17 protein-coding genes are annotated in these 15,565 nt (G+C 73.3%); 10 read left to right on the forward strand and 7 right to left on the reverse strand.

The annotated features are described in order from the left end of the window. The first annotated feature begins 116 nt into the window (after window positions 1-116). Window positions 117-1,334 (forward strand): isochorismate synthase, encoded by a 1,218-nt coding sequence (locus ACFSKW_RS01580; RefSeq protein ID WP_379568305.1) that lies wholly within the window; start codon window positions 117-119, stop codon window positions 1,332-1,334. Window positions 1,335-1,338: 4 nt separating this feature from the next. Here the strand turns inward: ACFSKW_RS01580 and ACFSKW_RS01585 are convergent, their stop codons facing one another. Both ACFSKW_RS01585 and ACFSKW_RS01590 read right to left on the reverse strand, forming a co-directional pair. Continuing rightward, window positions 1,339-1,962: a YigZ family protein gene (locus ACFSKW_RS01585; RefSeq protein ID WP_379568307.1), complete on the reverse strand. Its 624-nt coding sequence runs from the start codon at window positions 1,960-1,962 to the stop codon at window positions 1,339-1,341. Between the two features lie 59 nt (window positions 1,963-2,021). Further along, window positions 2,022-2,345: a cupin domain-containing protein gene (locus tag ACFSKW_RS01590; RefSeq protein WP_379568309.1), complete on the reverse strand. Its 324-nt coding sequence runs from the start codon at window positions 2,343-2,345 to the stop codon at window positions 2,022-2,024. A gap of 71 nt (window positions 2,346-2,416) precedes the next feature. Here ACFSKW_RS01590 and ACFSKW_RS01595 point away from each other — a divergent pair, with 71 nt between their 5' ends. The 6 genes from ACFSKW_RS01595 to ACFSKW_RS01620 all read left to right on the forward strand — a co-directional run bounded on the left by ACFSKW_RS01595 (window position 2,417) and on the right by ACFSKW_RS01620 (window position 7,024). Then, the gene (locus ACFSKW_RS01595) at window positions 2,417-3,364 is read left to right on the forward strand and encodes a helix-turn-helix domain-containing protein (RefSeq protein ID WP_379568311.1); all 948 of its coding nucleotides are present in this window, start codon (window positions 2,417-2,419) and stop codon (window positions 3,362-3,364) included. Between the two features lie 140 nt (window positions 3,365-3,504). Next, entirely contained in the window at window positions 3,505-3,843 is a 339-nt protein-coding gene (locus ACFSKW_RS01600; RefSeq protein ID WP_379568313.1) for a YciI family protein, read from the forward strand. 7 nt (window positions 3,844-3,850) lie between these two features. Beyond that, on the forward strand, window positions 3,851-5,059 hold the full coding sequence (locus ACFSKW_RS01605) for an RNA polymerase sigma factor (RefSeq protein ID WP_379568315.1): 1,209 nt from the start codon (window positions 3,851-3,853) through the stop codon (window positions 5,057-5,059). 39 nt (window positions 5,060-5,098) lie between these two features. Then, window positions 5,099-5,902, forward strand: coding sequence for an alpha/beta fold hydrolase (locus ACFSKW_RS01610; protein WP_379568317.1), 804 nt, complete (start codon window positions 5,099-5,101; stop codon window positions 5,900-5,902). A gap of 25 nt (window positions 5,903-5,927) precedes the next feature. Further along, the gene (locus ACFSKW_RS01615; RefSeq protein ID WP_379568319.1) at window positions 5,928-6,497 is read left to right on the forward strand and encodes a TetR/AcrR family transcriptional regulator; all 570 of its coding nucleotides are present in this window, start codon (window positions 5,928-5,930) and stop codon (window positions 6,495-6,497) included. Beyond that, window positions 6,494-7,024 carry a hypothetical protein gene (locus ACFSKW_RS01620; RefSeq protein ID WP_379568321.1) on the forward strand — a complete coding sequence of 177 codons (531 nt, stop codon included), beginning with the start codon at window positions 6,494-6,496 and terminating at the stop codon, window positions 7,022-7,024. Before ACFSKW_RS01615 ends, ACFSKW_RS01620 begins: the two co-directional genes overlap by 4 nt. A 90-nt stretch (window positions 7,025-7,114) precedes the next feature. On the opposite strand, the gene ACFSKW_RS01625 is transcribed toward ACFSKW_RS01620, so the two are convergent. Beyond that, on the reverse strand, window positions 7,115-8,476 hold the full coding sequence (locus ACFSKW_RS01625) for a virginiamycin B lyase family protein (RefSeq protein ID WP_379568323.1): 1,362 nt from the start codon (window positions 8,474-8,476) through the stop codon (window positions 7,115-7,117). Further along, a complete protein-coding gene (locus tag ACFSKW_RS01630; protein WP_379568325.1) occupies window positions 8,473-8,691 on the reverse strand; it encodes a hypothetical protein in 219 nt (72 codons plus the stop codon). Before ACFSKW_RS01630 ends, ACFSKW_RS01625 begins: the two co-directional genes overlap by 4 nt. Window positions 8,692-8,781: 90 nt before the next feature. Between ACFSKW_RS01630 and ACFSKW_RS01635 the strand changes: the two genes are divergently transcribed. Then, the gene (locus ACFSKW_RS01635; RefSeq protein WP_379568327.1) at window positions 8,782-9,897 is read left to right on the forward strand and encodes an epoxide hydrolase family protein; all 1,116 of its coding nucleotides are present in this window, start codon (window positions 8,782-8,784) and stop codon (window positions 9,895-9,897) included. A 201-nt stretch (window positions 9,898-10,098) separates the two neighbouring features. Further along, window positions 10,099-13,038 carry an AfsR/SARP family transcriptional regulator gene (locus ACFSKW_RS01640; protein ID WP_379568329.1) on the forward strand — a complete coding sequence of 980 codons (2,940 nt, stop codon included), beginning with the start codon at window positions 10,099-10,101 and terminating at the stop codon, window positions 13,036-13,038. 84 nt (window positions 13,039-13,122) lie between these two features. Here the strand turns inward: ACFSKW_RS01640 and ACFSKW_RS01645 are convergent, their stop codons facing one another. Then, a complete protein-coding gene (locus ACFSKW_RS01645) occupies window positions 13,123-13,533 on the reverse strand; it encodes a MarR family winged helix-turn-helix transcriptional regulator (protein WP_379568331.1) in 411 nt (136 codons plus the stop codon). 63 nt (window positions 13,534-13,596) lie between these two features. Here ACFSKW_RS01645 and ACFSKW_RS01650 point away from each other — a divergent pair, with 63 nt between their 5' ends. Next, entirely contained in the window at window positions 13,597-14,025 is a 429-nt protein-coding gene (locus ACFSKW_RS01650; protein WP_379568333.1) for a MarR family winged helix-turn-helix transcriptional regulator, read from the forward strand. Here ACFSKW_RS01650 and ACFSKW_RS01655 read toward each other — a convergent pair. Both ACFSKW_RS01655 and ACFSKW_RS01660 read right to left on the reverse strand, forming a co-directional pair. Continuing rightward, window positions 14,022-14,927, reverse strand: a complete 906-nt coding sequence (locus ACFSKW_RS01655) for an arginase family protein (protein ID WP_379568335.1) — start codon at window positions 14,925-14,927, stop codon at window positions 14,022-14,024. The two genes, ACFSKW_RS01650 and ACFSKW_RS01655, sit on opposite strands and share 4 nt — an antisense overlap. 152 nt (window positions 14,928-15,079) lie before the next feature. Continuing rightward, on the reverse strand, window positions 15,080-15,424 hold the full coding sequence (locus ACFSKW_RS01660) for a MerR family transcriptional regulator (RefSeq protein ID WP_379568337.1): 345 nt from the start codon (window positions 15,422-15,424) through the stop codon (window positions 15,080-15,082). Window positions 15,425-15,565: the final 141 nt, after the last annotated feature.

Raw genomic sequence — 15,565 nt, forward strand, 5'->3', positions numbered from 1 at the left:
GCCTTGACACAAGCAGGTTGAGCCCTATACCACTGGGTGTCCGAATTTTCCCCTAAGGTAGGGCATGACGGGGGGCCTGAATCGAACACGTTCAGTTCCGGCATAGCATGTCTTGAGTGAGTGTCGCGCTCGGAATAACCCGCCCTCTGCCGGTTCGCACCATCCCGATCGGGGACCCCGGCAATCTGCTCTCCAGCCTGCCCTCCACCGCACCCTACGCGTGGATCAGGCACGGCGAGGGCCTCGCCGGATGGGGCGAAGCCGCCAAGGTCACGGTGCCTCCAGGCCCCGACCGCTTCGCATGGGCACGCAAGTGGCTCGCCTCCGTCTTCGGCGACGCCCACACCCACGGCGGCATCGGGCCCGTCGCCTTCGGCACGTTCACCTTCGACGAGACCTCACCAGGCTCCACCCTCGTCATCCCCCGCACGGTGCTGGCCCGCCGCGGCGGGCAGGCCTGGATCACCACCATCGGCGACCCGGCGCCCGCCGAGCCGCCCACCCCCATCACCGACCCCGGACGCATCAGCTACGGCGACGGCAGCCTCACCGCCCCGGCGTGGGAGACGATCGTCGCCCGCGCCTCCCGGCGCATCCGCGAAGGCGAACTCGAGAAGGTCGTACTGGCTCGCGACCTGACCGCCACCGCGCAGCACCCCATCGACGTCCGCCTGCTGCTCACCCGCCTGGCCGACCGCTACCCCGACTGTTACACCTTCTCCGTCGCCGGGCTGGTCGGCGCCACACCCGAACTGCTCATCCGCCGCACCGGCCAGCAGATCGAATCCCTCGTCCTGGCCGGCACCACCACTCGCGGCACCAACCCCGCCGACGACATCGCCCGCGGCGCGGCCCTGTTCGCCTCCACCAAGGACCGCCACGAACACGAATGCGCCATCGCCTCCGTCCGCGAGGCGCTCACCCCGCTGGCCGCCAGGCTCAACGTGCCCGACGAGCCCGAACTGCTCGTCCTGCCCAACCTCCAGCACCTGGCCAGCCACGTCACCGGGACCCTCGCCGACGGCGCCTCCGTCCTCGACGTCGTCGCCGCCCTGCACCCCACCGCGGCCGTCGGCGGCACCCCCACCCCCACCGCCATCAGGCTCATCCGCGAACTCGAAGGCATGGACAGGGCCGGCTACGCGGGACCCGTCGGGTGGATCGACGCCCACGGCGACGGCGAATGGGGCATCGCCCTGCGCTCGGGCATCGTCGAAGGCCACCGCGCCCGCCTGTTCGCCGGCTGCGGCATCATGGGCACCTCCGATCCCGCCAGCGAGCTCGCCGAGGCGCAGACGAAGTTCCGCGTCATGCAGTACGCGCTGGAGGGCTGAGCCCTCACGTCTCGGGGACGTGGATCGCCGCTTCCACCGCGACCACGGCCCTGCCCGCGGTCAGCGTGGCCACCCAGTCGGTGAAAGCGGCCACCTGATCCTCCCCGACGGCCACCGAGAACGACACCTCGGCACCGTAGCCGACCTCGCGCACCGGGTACGCCGACGCGCGAAGGTCGTTCTCCAGCCGCCCGGCCTGCTCGTGCCCCACCGACACCCGCACGAGCCTGGCCGGCACCATCCGCACGGGATCCACCCTGTCGAGGGTCTCGGTGACCGCCGAGCCGTACGCCCTGACCAGGCCGCCGGCGCCGAGCAGCACGCCGCCGAAGTAGCGCGTCACCACGGCGACCACGTCGTTGAAGCCCCGCCCCACCAGCGCCTGGACCATCGGCGTGCCCGCGGTGCCGCCGGGCTCGCCGTCGTCGTCACCCTTCTGCAGCCGCTGGCCGATGACGTAGGCGGTGCAGTTGTGGGTGGCACCGGGGTGCAGCTTGCGCCGTTCGGCGATGAACTCGGCGGCGGCTTCCACGCTCGGCGCCGGCGCCATCGCGCAGATGAACCGTGACCTCTTGACCTCGGTCTCGTGCTCGGTGCCGGTTGCCAGGGTGAGGTAGGGAAGGGCCACCGACCCAGGCTAGCGCCTTTACAAAGTAGATTATTTTCGGCCTGGTGGCGGGCGGCGGGTCAGCCTGGCGGGATGCTGATGCCGAGCATGCGGGCGCCGGTCTCCGTGCGCGGGCGGTGCGTGCTGCCCGGCCCGAACACCACGTAGCTGCCGGGGCCGAGCCGGTGCCCGTTGTCGATGAACTCGCCCGAGACCACGTAGTAGCGCTCCTCCCCCTCGTGCAGGTCCACCTCAGGCCATTCGGTCCCAGGCGCGAAGTCGTACATCCAGCCGCGAGCCCGTTCGGTGGCCGGCAACCGCCGCCTCACGATCCCCGGGACGACCTCCACGGCCTCCACCTCGTCCACGTGCAGCACGCGCATGTCGTTGTCCTTGTGATCCATGGCGACCATCCTCGGCGGCCCCACTCCCCCGGCCCAGTGTCTGGATTGACATCTTGCGGTACTTTCCTGCCATGAGCGTTCACCAGGTCGTCGCGCTCGTCCTGCCACCGCAGTCCACCTTCGAGCTGGCCTGCGCCGCCGAGGTCTTCGGCGTGCGCCGGCCGGGGCTGGACGTCCGCTACGACTTCGGCGTCTGCGCCGAGCATCCCGGGCCCGTGCCGACCCTGGCCGGCTACGACATGCACGTGGCCGCGGGTCTGGAGGCGCTGGACGGCGCGGACACCGTCGTCGTCCCCGGTTGGCAGCGGCCCGGCGAGCCCGCCTCCACGGCCGTCGTCGACGCACTCCTGCGGGCCCACGGTCGAGGGGCGCGCCTCGTCTCCATCTGCTCGGGCGCCTTCCTGCTGGCCCAGACGGGACTGCTCGACCACCGCAGGGCCACCACCCACTGGCGCATGGCCGCCGAGCTCGCGGCCCGCTTCCCCCTGGTCGAGGTCGACGCCGACATCCTGTACGCCGACCTGGGAGACGTCGCCACGAGCGCGGGCACCGCCGCGGGCATCGACCTGTGCCTGCAACTGGTCCGCGCCGACCACGGGGCCGCCTACGCCGCGCAGGTGGCCAGGCACATGATCATGCCGCCGCACAGGGAGGGCGGCCAGTTGCAGTACGCCGCGACGCCCGTCACCGGCAGGGTCTCCGACTCGCTGGCCCCCGTCCTCGACTGGGCGGCGGAGCGGTTGCACGAGCCGCTCACGGTGGACGACCTCGCGGCCAGGGCGGGGATGTCCCCGCGCACACTGGCCAGGAGGTTCGCCGAGCAACTCGGCGCCAGCCCCGGCAGGTGGCTGCTCGTGCGGCGCGTCGCGGCGGCGCAGGCGCTTCTGGAGGAGACCGACCTGCCGGTCGAGACGATCGCGGCGCGGGTCGGGCTGTCATCGGCGACCAATCTGCGCAGGCGCTTCCACGACGCCCTGCGCACCACGCCCGCCGCCTACCGCCGCTCCTTCCGCCGGTGAACGGCCGCGCCTGGCAGGCGCGGGTGACGGCCGGAATCGCCATGGCGCCGTTCGGCCTGCGGGGACGGCCGGAGTCGCCGGGCGCGACCTGCGCTGAGCGGCACCCGACGAGGCCGGCCCCTGACAGTAGGCTCGGCACCGTGAAGTACGTACTGATGATCGGCTTCGACGCCTCGGCGCCGCCCCAGGTCCTGCAGGCCCAGCAGGAGGCGGGCTGCGAGGGCTGGAGCGAGGAGATGGAGGCGCGGGGCGTGGTACGCGGCGGGGCGGGGCTGCGGCCCAGCTCCGAGGCCACCACCGTGCGCGTCAGGCAGGGCCGCGTGCTGCGGTCGGACGGGCCGTTCGCGGAGACCAAGGACCAGATCGGCGGCTTCGTCATCATCGAGTGCGCCGATCTGGACGAGGCCATCGAGATCGCCGCCAAGCACCCGTCGGCCCGCTTCGGGCAGATCGAGATCAGGCCCGTCTGGGAGCCATGACAGCGCCATGACCGGAACGGACGCCGCGGCACGGCAGGCCACGATCGAAGCGGTCTTCCGCGCCGAATGGGGGCAGGTCGTCGCCACCCTCATCCGCGTGACGGGCGACTGGGACCTGGCCGAGGAGTGCGCCCAGGACGCCTTCGCCACGGCCATGGAGCGCTGGCCGAGGCAGGGAGTCCCCGACCGGCCCGGCGCGTGGCTGACCGTGACCGCCCGCAACCGGGCCACCGACCGGCTGCGCAGGCGGGCCGTGGGCGCCGCCAAGCTCCGCGAGCTCGCCGCGACGGAGCAGGGGCCGCAGCCCGAGGTGGACGACTTCCCCGACGACAGGCTGCGGCTGATGTTCACCTGCTGCCATCCGGCGCTGCCGTTCGAGGCGCAGGTCGCCCTCACCCTGCGCAGTCTCGCCGGGCTCGGCACCGAGGAGATCGCCCGCGCCTTCCTGGTGCCGGAGTCCACGATGTCGCAACGGCTCGTCAGGGCCAGGCGCCGGATCCGCGAGGCGGCGATCCCGTTCGCCGTGCCGCCTCCCGACCTGCTGCCCGAGCGGCTCGACGCCGTCCTGGGCGTGCTGTACCTGCTGTTCAACCAGGGGTACACCGCGCACGGCCTGTGCGACGAGGCCATCAGGCTGGCCAGGCTGCTGGCCGGGCTCATGCCAGGGGAGCCCGAGGCGGGCGGGCTGCTGGCGCTGATGCTGCTGCACGACGCGAGACGGGCGGCCAGGCTCGACGGCGAGGGCGTGCTCGTCACGCTCGACCGCCAGGACCGCGGCCTGTGGGACCGTGCCCAGATCGAGGAGGGCGTCACCGTCCTCGACGCGTGCCTGGCGCGCGGGCGCCCCGGGCCGTACCAGCTGCAGGCCGCCATCGCGGCCTGCCACGCCACCGCGGCGAGCGCCGGCGAGACAGACTGGCGGCAGATCCTCCTGCTGTACGGCACGCTGGCGCGCCTGCTTCCCTCCCCCGTCGTGGAGCTCAACAGGGCGGTGGCGCTCGCCATGGTCGAAGGCCCGCAGGCGGGTCTCGACCTGATCGAGACGCTGACCGGCCTGGACGGCTATCACCTGCTGCCCGCCACCCGCGCCGATCTGCTGCGCCGCCTCGACCGGCGGGCCGAGGCGGCGCAGGCCTACCGGCAGGCGATCGAGCTGGCGGGCGAGGAGGCCGACCGTCGGTACCTGCGTGGACGGCTGGCGGAGATCTCCGGCTGACGGTTGTCTGTCCGCGGCCACCCCGTTCGTCGGTGGGGCATGAACACGATGAATGTGGAAGTCAACGGCGTCAGGCTGGCCGTGGAGACCTTCGGCGAGCCTGCCGACCCTGCCGTCCTGCTGGTCGGCCCCAGTCTGCTGTCGTGGCCGGAGGAGTTCTGCCGCGCCCTCGGCCGGTTCGTCATCAGGTACGACCCGCGCGACTCCGGCCTGTCGACCGGCTACCCGGCGCAGGCCCCGCCGTACACGCTGCGGGACCTCGTCTCCGACGCGGCGGCGCTGCCGGCGGTGTTCGGCGCGAGCAGGGCGCACGTGGTCGGCCTCTCCACGGGAGGCTGGATCGCCCAGTTGCTCGCCCTGGACCACCCCGCGCTCGTCGCCTCCCTCACGCTGGTCGCCACCAGGCCGACCGCTCCGGGGCCCGCCGACCCCGACCTGCCCGAGCACGCCGAGCGGGTCATGAAAGCCGTCATGAACGGCCCTGACTGGTCGGATCGCCCGGCGGTGATCGAGCACCTGGTCGGCTTCGAGCGGATCATGGCGGGCGAGGGCGCCTTCGACGAGGCGGCGGCCAGGCGACGCGCCGAGCGCCATCGCGATCCGCACGCCGCCACCGTCAACCTCGCCTTCATCGACCACGGCGAGCGCTGGCGCGAGCGGCTGGGCGGGATCCGGGTGCCCACGCTGGTCGTTCACGGCGGCGCGGACCCGTTCTTCCCGCTGGGCAACGGCGAGGCGCTGGCCAGAGAGATCCCGTCGGCCCGCCTGCTGACCGTGGAGGGCGCGGGTCACGAGCTGCCCCGTGAGGCGTGGAAGGAGATCACCGCACATATTGATAAATGACTGACCGGTCATTCATAATACGGGCATGCCCAAGAGAGTGGACCGCGCCGCGCGCCGCGAGGAGATCCTGGCGGCCGCGATGCGGGTGTTCGCGCGCAAGGGGTTCGCCGCGTCCCGCATCGACGACGTCGCGGCCGAGGCTGGCATCGCCAAGGGCAGCGTCTACCTGTACTTCGACAGCAGGGACGCCCTGCTGCGGGCCGCCTTCGAGTCCTACGCCGCCCTGTCCGCCGACGTGCTCGCAGGCCTGGGCCCCGGTCCCGCGCTCGACCGGCTCGCGACGCTGGTACGGCGGGTCGTGGCGATGCTGGCCGCCCACCCCGACCACGCCCGCGTCCTGGTGGACCTGTGGGCGTCGGGGCCGCCGCTCGACATGGCCGCCGTCTACCGCGACCACCGCGCGGTGATCGAGGACCTGCTGCGGCAGGCGGCCGGAGAAGGAGCCCTTCGCGCGGGCATCGGCCCCGAGCACGCGGTGGTCGTCGTCGCCGCCATCGAGGGCTGCCTGCTGCAGTGGCTCGTCGACCCCGCGCTGCCACTCGCCGAGCTGGCCGGACCCGTCATCGACGTCTGCGTGGAAGGAATCAGAGCTTGACGCTCACCGAACGCCTGATCGCCCCCGGCGCCACGAGGGGCGAGGCGGTGCTGTCGTTCGGCACCGCCTTCGCGGGCGGCGCCCTGTCGGTCGCGCTGGCCTCGACCGCGGGCCTGCCGCCGCTCGCACTCGTGGTGATCGCGGTCGTCGCCTTCGACCTGTACGGCGGAGCCGTCGTCAACGCCACCCGGGCCGCCAAGCTCTGGTTCCACCGGCAGGGCCGTACGAGAGTGCACCACGTGGGTTTCGTGGCGATCCACGTGCAGCCGTTCGTCCTGGCGTGGGCGGTGCCGGGATTCACCTGGACGGCCGCGGCCGCGATCTACGCCTCCGTCCTGGTGGCGGCGCTGGCGGTGACGGCGGTCCCGCTTCCGCTGCGCAGGCCCGCCGCCTTCGCCGCCACGGCGCTCGCGCTCGTCTGGACCACGGCGATGGTGGCGGTGCCCGGCGTGCTCGCCTGGGTCGCCCCCCTCCTGCTGATCAAGCTCCTGCTCGCGCACCTGCTGCCCGAGGAGGCGGCCGGGTGAACGCCGTCGCTCCGCTCGAACACCCCCTGGACGCGGCCAGGTGAACGCACTCCGCCCGAGTACCCCCAGGACGCGGCCGGGTCAACGCCGTCACGCCTCCTCGGGCACCTCGATCCTTGCCAGGTGGCCGGTCTCCAGGGCGGCCCACAGGAAGCCGTCGGCTCCCACGGCGATGCCGTGCGGCTCCGACGCGGGGGTGGGCAGGTCGTAGGTGGTGATGCGCCCATCGGGCGTGACCCGGCCGACGCGGTTGCCGCCCCACTCGGTGAACCAGCAGGCGCCGTCGGGGCCCAGGGTGATCGCGTGCGGGCGGGCCGTCCTGTCCGGCAGCGGGAACTCGGTGATGTCGCCGTCGACGGTGATCCGGCCGATCTGGCCCGCGCCGATCTCGACGAACCACAGCGCGCCGTCGCCGCCCGCGGTGATCCCCACCGGCGCGGCGCCCTCGGTGGGCAGCGGGTGGACCTCGATCCGGCCGTCCATCGTGATGCGGCCGACGGCGTGGGCCTGGTTCATGGCGAACCACATCGCGCCGTCGGGGCCGGCGACGATCGCCGAGGGGAAGGCGCCCTGCACCGGCAGCGGATATTCGGTGACCTGGCCGTCGGTGGTGATCCGTCCGACCAGGCCCGCGTTGGTCCCGGTGAACCAGAGCGCGCCGTCGGGCCCCTGCGCGATGCCGAACGGCCCTGCTCCGGCGGTCGGCAGCGCGAAGGACCTGGCCTCGCCTTCGACGGTGATCCTGCCGATCGCGTGCCCCTGGTACTCGGTGAACCACAGCGCCCCGTCGGGCCCCTGCGTGATCACGGTCGGTCCCGCCCCGACCGGGTAGGTCGTGACCGCCCCGTCGGCCGCCATGCGGCCGATCGCCCCCTGACCGACGAGCGTGAACCACAGCGCGTCGTCGGGTCCCGCGGTGACCGCGTACGGCCCCGCGGCGGGCACCGCGAACTCCCTGACGGGGTCGGCGATCCACGCGGCGGCCCTGGCCGTACGGGACGCCCGGTCCGGGTGAGACTCCACGCGGACGCTTCCCCCCGCTCTCCTGACCGCCGCCACCAGTCTGTCGACGGCCCCGGCATCCTCGGCGGCGACATCCGCGGCGGCGTCATCCGTGAGGATCAGCAGCGGCGGCAGGACGGGCGGCGGGGTGACCTCGGCGGGTGCGAGCAGGATCACGCCCGCAGGCGGCGGGCCGAGCAGTGAAAGGGCCTCCAGCGCGAGCGCGGCCCCCGAGCCCTCACCCGCCAGCGTGATCCGCGAGGCGGGCGTGCCCTCGTCGAGCAGCGCCTGGTAGGCGGCGGCCACGTCCTTCGGCGCGGCGGGGCGGACCTCCACCACGCGGCAGCCGAGACCGGCCGCTTCCCGCTCGTCGTGGCCGTGGACGTAGAGGACGGTTCGCGTGCTCTCCGTCGTGGTGGGCACGTGGACGTTGTCGGCGGTGGTGTTCACTGCTTCTCCATCGTGAGCTGGTACGCGTGGGTGCGCCGGTGGGCGACGCATCCCAGGCGCTCGTTGACCGCGAGCATGTGCGCCCTGCGGCTCTCCCCCGCCCTGGCGAAGCCGGGCCGCACGAGGGAGTCCTCGCCGGTGGAGGCGGTGACGACGGCGTACCGGGCGGCCGGCTGCTCGGCCGACACCGTGCCGACGGGGATGACATGGATCATGGCGTTCACCCTACGCGGGGGTACCGGCCGGTTGTGCCATCCAACCGTATGGTGTACGGTACAGCGTACCGAACATCGGAGGAGAACGTCTTGCGACAGAACGACATCCGGCCCTTCCGTCTCGACATCGCCCAGACCGCATTGGACGACCTGCGCGAGCGGCTCGACAGGGTCCGCTGGCCCGACGAGGTCCCCGGGCTCGGCTGGCAGTACGGCGTGCCCCTCGACCATCTGCGCGACCTCGTCGAGCACTGGCGCACCGGCTACTCCTGGCGCGCCGCCGAGGCGGAGCTGAACGCGCACCCCCAGTTCACCACCGAGATCGATGGGCAGAACGTCCATTTCCTGCACCTCCGATCCGCCAATCCCGACGCGCTGCCCCTCCTGATCACGCATGGCTGGCCGAGCTCCCCCGTGGAGTACCTGGACGTGATCGAGCGCCTGTCGGCCGACTTCACGCTGGTGATCCCGTCGCTGCCCGGCTACGGCCTCTCCGGCCGGACCAGCGAGATCGGCTGGGGCTCCACCCGCATCGCCCGCGCATGGCTCGAGCTGATGACCAGGCTCGGATACGACCGCTTCGGCGTGCAGGGCGGCGACTGGGGCACCTGGATCTCCCGCGAGGTCGGCGTGCTGGCCCCCGAACGCGTGGTCGGCATGCACGGCAACGGCATCATCTGCTTCCCCCTGGGCCTGCCGGGCGAGCTCGACGGGCTCACCGAGGTCGAGCAGGAGCGGATGGCCTTCCGCGAGCGGTACATGACCGAGCAGTACGGCTACAAGCTGATCCAGTCCGCCCGCCCGCAGACCTTCGCGTACGGCATGGCCGACTCCCCCGTCGCCCTGCTGGCCTGGTTCGCCGGCGTCTTCCACGAGTGGAGCGACGGCGGGATCCCGCGCGACCGGCTGCTGACGACCGTGATGCTGTACTGGCTGACGAACACGGCGGGCTCGGCGGCCCGCTCGTTCGTGGAGACACCCGACACCTCGGAGGACACCTCGGTGGAGTGGGAGCTCAAGCCGGCCACGGTGCCCACGGGCGTCTCGGTGTTCCCGAAGGACATCCTGCGCCCGATCCGCCGCTTCGCCGAGCGGGACAACAACGTGGTGAGCTGGGTGGAGCACGAGCGGGGCGGCACGTTCGCCGCCCTGGAGCAGCCGGACCTCTTCGCCGAGGACGTCCTCGCCTTCTTCCACCGGCTCTGACCTCGCCGGCCTTTCGCACAGCTCCCTCGCCGAGCCTCCACCGACTCCCCGTGCAGGGCCCGGCCTCTCACGCGAGGTCGGGCCCGGCACGGACTCCCGGTGCCCGCGTCGAGGCGGAGGACGACGCGATCGGCCGCCTGCTCTCGGCCGCGGCCACGGGAGCGTCGAATCGGCGGTGCCGGCTGGGGGTAGCGTGACCTGGTGCGATTTGGAGTGCTTGGTCCCCTTGCCGTGTGGGCCGACGACGGGCGGCCGGTGCGGGTCCCCGAGGTGAAGGTCCGCGCGCTGCTGGCCGACCTGCTGGTCCACGAGGGCAGGCCGGTGCCGGCCGACCGGCTCCTGGACGACCTGTGGGGCGAGGAACTGCCCGGCAACCCGGCCAACACCCTGCAGACCAAGGTCTCCCAGCTGCGCCGCGCCCTGGGGCGGGACGGCCGCGACCTGGTGGTCTTCCAGCCGGCGGGCTACGTGCTGCGCGCCGCCGAGGTGGACGCGCTGACGTTCGCGGGCCTGCTCGACCGCGCCCGCGCGACCGCCGACCCCCGCGCGAAGGCGGACCTGCTGTCCGACGCGCTCGCGCTGTGGCGCGGGCCCGCCTTCGCCGAGTTCCGCGACGAGGAGTTCACCCGCGCCGCCGCCACCCGCCTGGAGGAGCAGCGGCTGACCGCGGTGGAGGAGCAGGCCGAGGTACGGCTGGCGCTCGGCGAGCACAGCAGGCTGGCCGACGAGCTCGGGGAGGTGGTGGCCGAGCACCCGCTGCGCGAACGCCTGCGCGCGACCCACCTGCGCGCGCTTTACCGGTCGGGACGGCAGAGCGAAGCGCTGGCCGGCTACACCGAGCTGCGCGAGCGGCTGGCCGACGAGCTCGGCCTCGATCCCGGCCCCGAACTGGCCGCGCTGTACCAGGCGATCCTGCGGCAGGATCAGGGGCTCGCCCCCGTGCCCACGCCCGCCACCTCGGCCGCGCGTCCCCGCACGAACCTGCCCGCCCAGCTGACCGGCCTGATCGGAAGGCAGGAGGCGGTCGCCCGGGTACGGGCCCTGCTCGACTCCTCCAGGCTGGTCACGCTGACGGGACCCGGCGGGGTCGGCAAGACCAGGCTGGCCTTGGCCGCCGCCGCCGACCCCACGTACCCCGGCGGCGTGTGGCTGGTCGAGCTCGCGGGCGCCGCGGGCGAGCTGGCCGAGAGGGTGGCCGCCGAGCTGGGCATCAGGGACGAGACCGCGTCGGGCTCCCGGCCGGGGATGCCCCCCGCGGCCCTGGCGCACCGGCTGGCCGACGCCCTGCGCGGGCAGGAGCTGCTGCTGGTGCTGGACAACTGCGAGCACCTGGTGGAGCAGGTCGCCGAGCTGACGACCCTGCTGCTGAGGACCGCGCCGGGGCTGCGCGTGCTGGCCACCAGCCAGGAGTCGCTGGCCGTTCCCGGCGAGTCGCTGTACACGGTGGCCCCGCTCGGCCTTGCCGACGCGGTCGAGCTGTTCGCCGCCCGCGCGGCGCCCGGCTTCACCATGGACGCCGAGAGCGCGCCGTGGGTCGAGGCGATCTGCGCGCGGCTGGACGGCCTGCCGCTGGCGCTGGAGCTGGCCGCCGCCCGGGTGCGCGCGCTGGGCGTCCGCGGGGTGGCCGAGCGGCTCGACGACCGCTTCCGCCTGCTGGCCGCCGGAGGCAGGGGGCGTCCCGCCCGGCAGCAGACCCTGCGGGCGGTGATCGACTGGAGCTGGGATCAGCTCACCGAACCTCAGCGGGCGGCGCTGTGCGCGCTGGCGGCACACCCCGGCGGCTGCACGGCGGAGGCGGCCGAGGCCTCCGGCGTGGACCTGGATCTGCTGGACCAACTGGTCAACAGGTCCATGGTGGTCGCCGACCCGCCGAGGTACCGCCTCATGGAGAGCATCGCCGCCTACTGCCTCGCCCTCCTCGACGAGGACGATCCCGTGTTCGCGCGCAGGGACGCCTACTACGTCGAGCTGGCCGAGCGGGCGCGGCCGCACCTGCAGGGACCCACCCAGCGCGAGTGGCTGCGGCGGCTCGACGACGAGGTGCTCAACCTGCTGGCCGTCACCGGCTCCAGGCGGCTGGCACACGCTCTGGCCTGGTACCGGTACCTGCGCGGCAGGCACGGTGAGGCGCACCGCCATCTGGCCGCGACGGACGCGGGGTCGGCTCTCGAGGTCGGGTTCGCCATGCTGGTGGGCGCAGGCAGGGCCGAGGTGAAGGAGTATCCCGACGCCAGGTCCCGCTGGTTCGTCGCGCACGCCTACCTGCATCTCGGCGACGTGGCCGCGGCCGGGCCGCTGCTCGGCGAGGCGCTGGCCGGCTTCCGCGCCCTCGACGACCGGTGGGGCGCCGCGGCCGCGCTTGCCGGCCTGGCCAAGCTGGCGACGTTCCAGGGCGACTTCGCGGCCGCGGAGCGGAGCGGCACGGAGAGCATGGCGCTCTTCGGAGAGCTCGGTGACAGGTGGGGGCAGTCGCAGGCCGCCGACCAGCTCGGCTACCTGGCCGAGATCGCCGGCGACTACGAGCGGGCCGGCCGCCTGCACCGCGAGGGGCTGCGCGTGGCCGAGGACCTGCGGTTGTGGACCGACGTGTCGTACCGGCTGTCCAGCCTCGGCAGGATCGCGCTGTTGACCGGTGACCTGGCCGCGTCCCGGGAGTTCCACGAACGCGGCATGCGGCTGGCCGCCGAGCAGTCGAACCGGTTCGCCGAGGAGTTCGCCCGCGTGGGGCTGGGCCTCGTGGCTCGCCGCTCGGGCGACCTCGACACCGCCGAGCGGCTCTTCCGCGAGTCGCTGGAGTGGAACAGGCGGCTGGAGGCCGACTACGGCGTGCCGTTCTACGGGGTGACGCTGATCCTGGCCGAGCTCGGTTTCGTGGCCGAGCGGCGCGGCGACGCCGTACAGGCCAGGGCGCTGCACCTGGAGGGGCTCGCCGCCGCGCACGAGATCGGCGATCCGCGATCCGTCGCGCTGGCCCAGGAGGGGCTGGCGGGCGTCGCGGCCCTCGAAGGAGCGGCGGAGGAGGGGCTGCGCCTGCTGGAGGAGGCGAGTGCGCTGCGGGCGTCGGTCGGCGCGCCGCTGCCGCCCGCCGAGCGCGGCGACGTCGACCGCATCAGGTCCGCGCTGGAAGGCGTCGCGCGCTGAGCTCCGGCGCCGCCCGCGCGGAGCAGGGACGGGCGCGGGCGGCCCGAGACCGGCGGGCGGGTCGTCCTCGGCCTGTGACCGGCCTCAGCCGCCCAGGTTGGCCGACATCCTGGTCAGGACGTCGATGGTGGACCGGTACTCCTCGGGGCTGATCCCGTCCGTCACCTTCGCGCGGGTGGCCGAGACCTGCTCCAGCAGGGCCGCGTGCGCCCGCCGTCCCTCCTCGGTGAGGTCGACCGGCTCGGCCGGCGTCAGCCAGCCCTTCCCGCGCAGCGCCTCGACGTACGGCCTCAGCGACGGCTCCTCCTCGCTGAGGAAGGGACCGAGTTCGGCGTCGAGGTCGGCCACGCTGCGCGGCCGCTTGAACAGGACGTTCATCACCTGCCAGTGGCGGCGCGTCACCCCCTGCCCCGCGAGCAGGTCGTCGAGCGAGCCCTCGACCAGCGCGTGCAGGTGCTTGATCCAGTAGCCGATGGGCTTGTCCATGTTCTCCATGTGTCCTCCATAGGTGCATGTCTTATGACAACTATATGTATAACTACATGTAGAATGGCAAGCATGGATGAACCGGTCGCCGCCGTCGAGCGGGCCATGGTGGAGATCCGCCGCCGTCAGAGCCGTCGCAGCCTGCACAGACTCGGCGGCGGCGGCCTCGATCCCGCGCTGTTCGGGGTGGTCGACGCGGTGGAGGAGGAGCCCGGCGCCACCGTCACCTCGATCGCCGACCGGCTGGGCGTCGATCAGCCGCGGGCCAGCCGCCTGGTCGCCAGGGCCGTCGAGGAGGGGTTGCTGCGCAGGGTCGCCGACCCGTCCGACGGCAGGCGTAGCACGCTGGAGCTCACCGAGCGGGGTGTGGAGCAGGCCGAACACGTGCACAGGCTGCGCCGCCAGGTGTTCGGCGACGCGATGAGCGCGTGGCCGGAGCGGGACCGCCGCGAGTTCGCCCGCCTGCTCACCGCCTTCGTCACCGCGCTGCGCCCCGGCTAGCGGGGTGGCAGGGCGTCGGCGTGCGCGAACGCGTCGAGCAGGCAGCCGGTGAGGTTGCGCTGCGCGACACGGCCGGGGTCGAGCGCGGGGTTGTAGATCGTCACGTCGAGACCCCTGATCCGCTCGTCGGCCAGCAGCGTCCCTGCCACGACGGCGAACTCCCGCCGGCTGAACCCGCCCGGCAGGCGGTAGTCGACCGCCGGCATCAGGACGTCGTCGAGCACGTCCGCGTCGATGTGGAGGAGGAAGCCCTCGACGCCCGCGCCGTCCAGATGGGCGAGCGCCCGCCTCGCCGTGTCCTCCGCTCCCGCCTCCCGCATCTCGGCGAGGGAGATGACGAGAGCGTCGGTGGCGCGCAGCGCGGCTCCGGTCTCCCGCTGCTCGTCCAGGTCGCGGTGGCCGATGACGGCGGCGGCGCGGCTCGGCACGAGCGGCCGGGAGCCGTCCAGGCCGGCGATCAGGTCCGTGCCGAGCCCGAACGCGAGGTACAGCTCGGAGTCCGACGCCTCACCGGTCGGCGAGTCCTCGGGCGGGTAGAAGTCGGTGTGCGCGTCGAGGAACACCAGGCCGTAGGCGCCTCTGCGGCGCAGCGCGAGCAGGCTGCCGAAGATGACGCTGTCGTCCCCGCCGAGCACGACGGGGAAAGCGCCCGCGTCGAGCACGCCGGCCACGGCCCCGGCCTGGCGCAGCGCCACGTCGGCGATGGCGTCGGCGTTGAGCAGCCGGCTCGGGTGGGTGCGGTCGGGCGAGTACGGCGGCGCCTCCACGACGGGGCCGAGGCTCGCGCCGAGCGCCTCGGCGAGCCCCGCGTCGAGCAGCGCGCCGCCGAGCCGCTCGACGCCCGGGACCAGGCCGAGGTTGGTCCGCACGTGGATGATCACAGGACGGTCAGGTCGCGGCATGCCGCCTCCTCTCCCCCCGCCACCTACCCAGGCCCTGCGGCCCGACGCGGGCCGCCCGGGCGATCGCACGCCGATGCAGTCGTGTCGAGGGTGCCCGCGAATGCCCGGACGCCCACGGCCCGCATACGTCAGGAACGGGACGACCCGCGCGGTCAGGGCTGGGACAGGTAGCCGGCCAGGGCGCCCCGGCTGCGCTGGAGGTCGTCGATGCGCTCGTCCATGGCCGCCAGTTCCCTGTCCATGATCGCCCGCAGGTCCGCGCACCAGTCGAACTCCGGTTCGCCGCCCCGGGTGCACGGCAGGACGACGCGGATCACCTCGGTGGACAGGCCCGCGTTCAGCAGCGCGCGCACCTTCCGCACGGTGATCACCGAGTCCTCGTCGAAGCTGCGGTAGCCGTTGAAGTCGCGCCGGGCGGTGATCAGTCCCTGCGCCTCGTAATACCGCAACAGCCTCGAGCTGACCCCCGTACGACGGGACAACTCCCCGATCAACATGCGACCACCCTGCCTGGCGTTGACCTTCCAACCGATGTCAAGCCTTAACGTCGCGCCCTGAGCAAACATTTCGCGCACGTCAGGCCAGGCAGCGAGCTCCCAGCCGGTGGCCCGTGCGCGGAAGCCGTACACCGTCCCGGA

Origin of the sequence: Nonomuraea mangrovi (assembly GCF_042681425.1) — a bacterium.
GTDB classification, from domain to species: Bacteria; Actinomycetota; Actinomycetes; order Streptosporangiales; family Streptosporangiaceae; genus Nonomuraea; species Nonomuraea mangrovi.

What these genes read in the sequence shown, in the direction of transcription:
- ACFSKW_RS01645 (WP_379568331.1), bottom strand. Translation starts at nt 13,533, where the DNA reads ATGGAGAACATGGACAAGCCCATCGGCTACTGGATCAAGCACCTGCAC.
- ACFSKW_RS01660 (WP_379568337.1), bottom strand. Translation starts at nt 15,424, where the DNA reads ATGTTGATCGGGGAGTTGTCCCGTCGTACGGGGGTCAGCTCGAGGCTG.
- ACFSKW_RS01615 (WP_379568319.1), top strand. Translation starts at nt 5,928, where the DNA reads ATGCCCAAGAGAGTGGACCGCGCCGCGCGCCGCGAGGAGATCCTGGCG.
- ACFSKW_RS01610 (WP_379568317.1), top strand. Translation starts at nt 5,099, where the DNA reads ATGAACACGATGAATGTGGAAGTCAACGGCGTCAGGCTGGCCGTGGAG.
- ACFSKW_RS01650 (WP_379568333.1), top strand. Translation starts at nt 13,597, where the DNA reads ATGGATGAACCGGTCGCCGCCGTCGAGCGGGCCATGGTGGAGATCCGC.
- ACFSKW_RS01605 (WP_379568315.1), top strand. Translation starts at nt 3,851, where the DNA reads ATGACCGGAACGGACGCCGCGGCACGGCAGGCCACGATCGAAGCGGTC.
- ACFSKW_RS01630 (WP_379568325.1), bottom strand. Translation starts at nt 8,691, where the DNA reads ATGATCCATGTCATCCCCGTCGGCACGGTGTCGGCCGAGCAGCCGGCC.
- ACFSKW_RS01590 (WP_379568309.1), bottom strand. Translation starts at nt 2,345, where the DNA reads ATGGATCACAAGGACAACGACATGCGCGTGCTGCACGTGGACGAGGTG.
- ACFSKW_RS01655 (WP_379568335.1), bottom strand. Translation starts at nt 14,927, where the DNA reads ATGCCGCGACCTGACCGTCCTGTGATCATCCACGTGCGGACCAACCTC.
- ACFSKW_RS01595 (WP_379568311.1), top strand. Translation starts at nt 2,417, where the DNA reads ATGAGCGTTCACCAGGTCGTCGCGCTCGTCCTGCCACCGCAGTCCACC.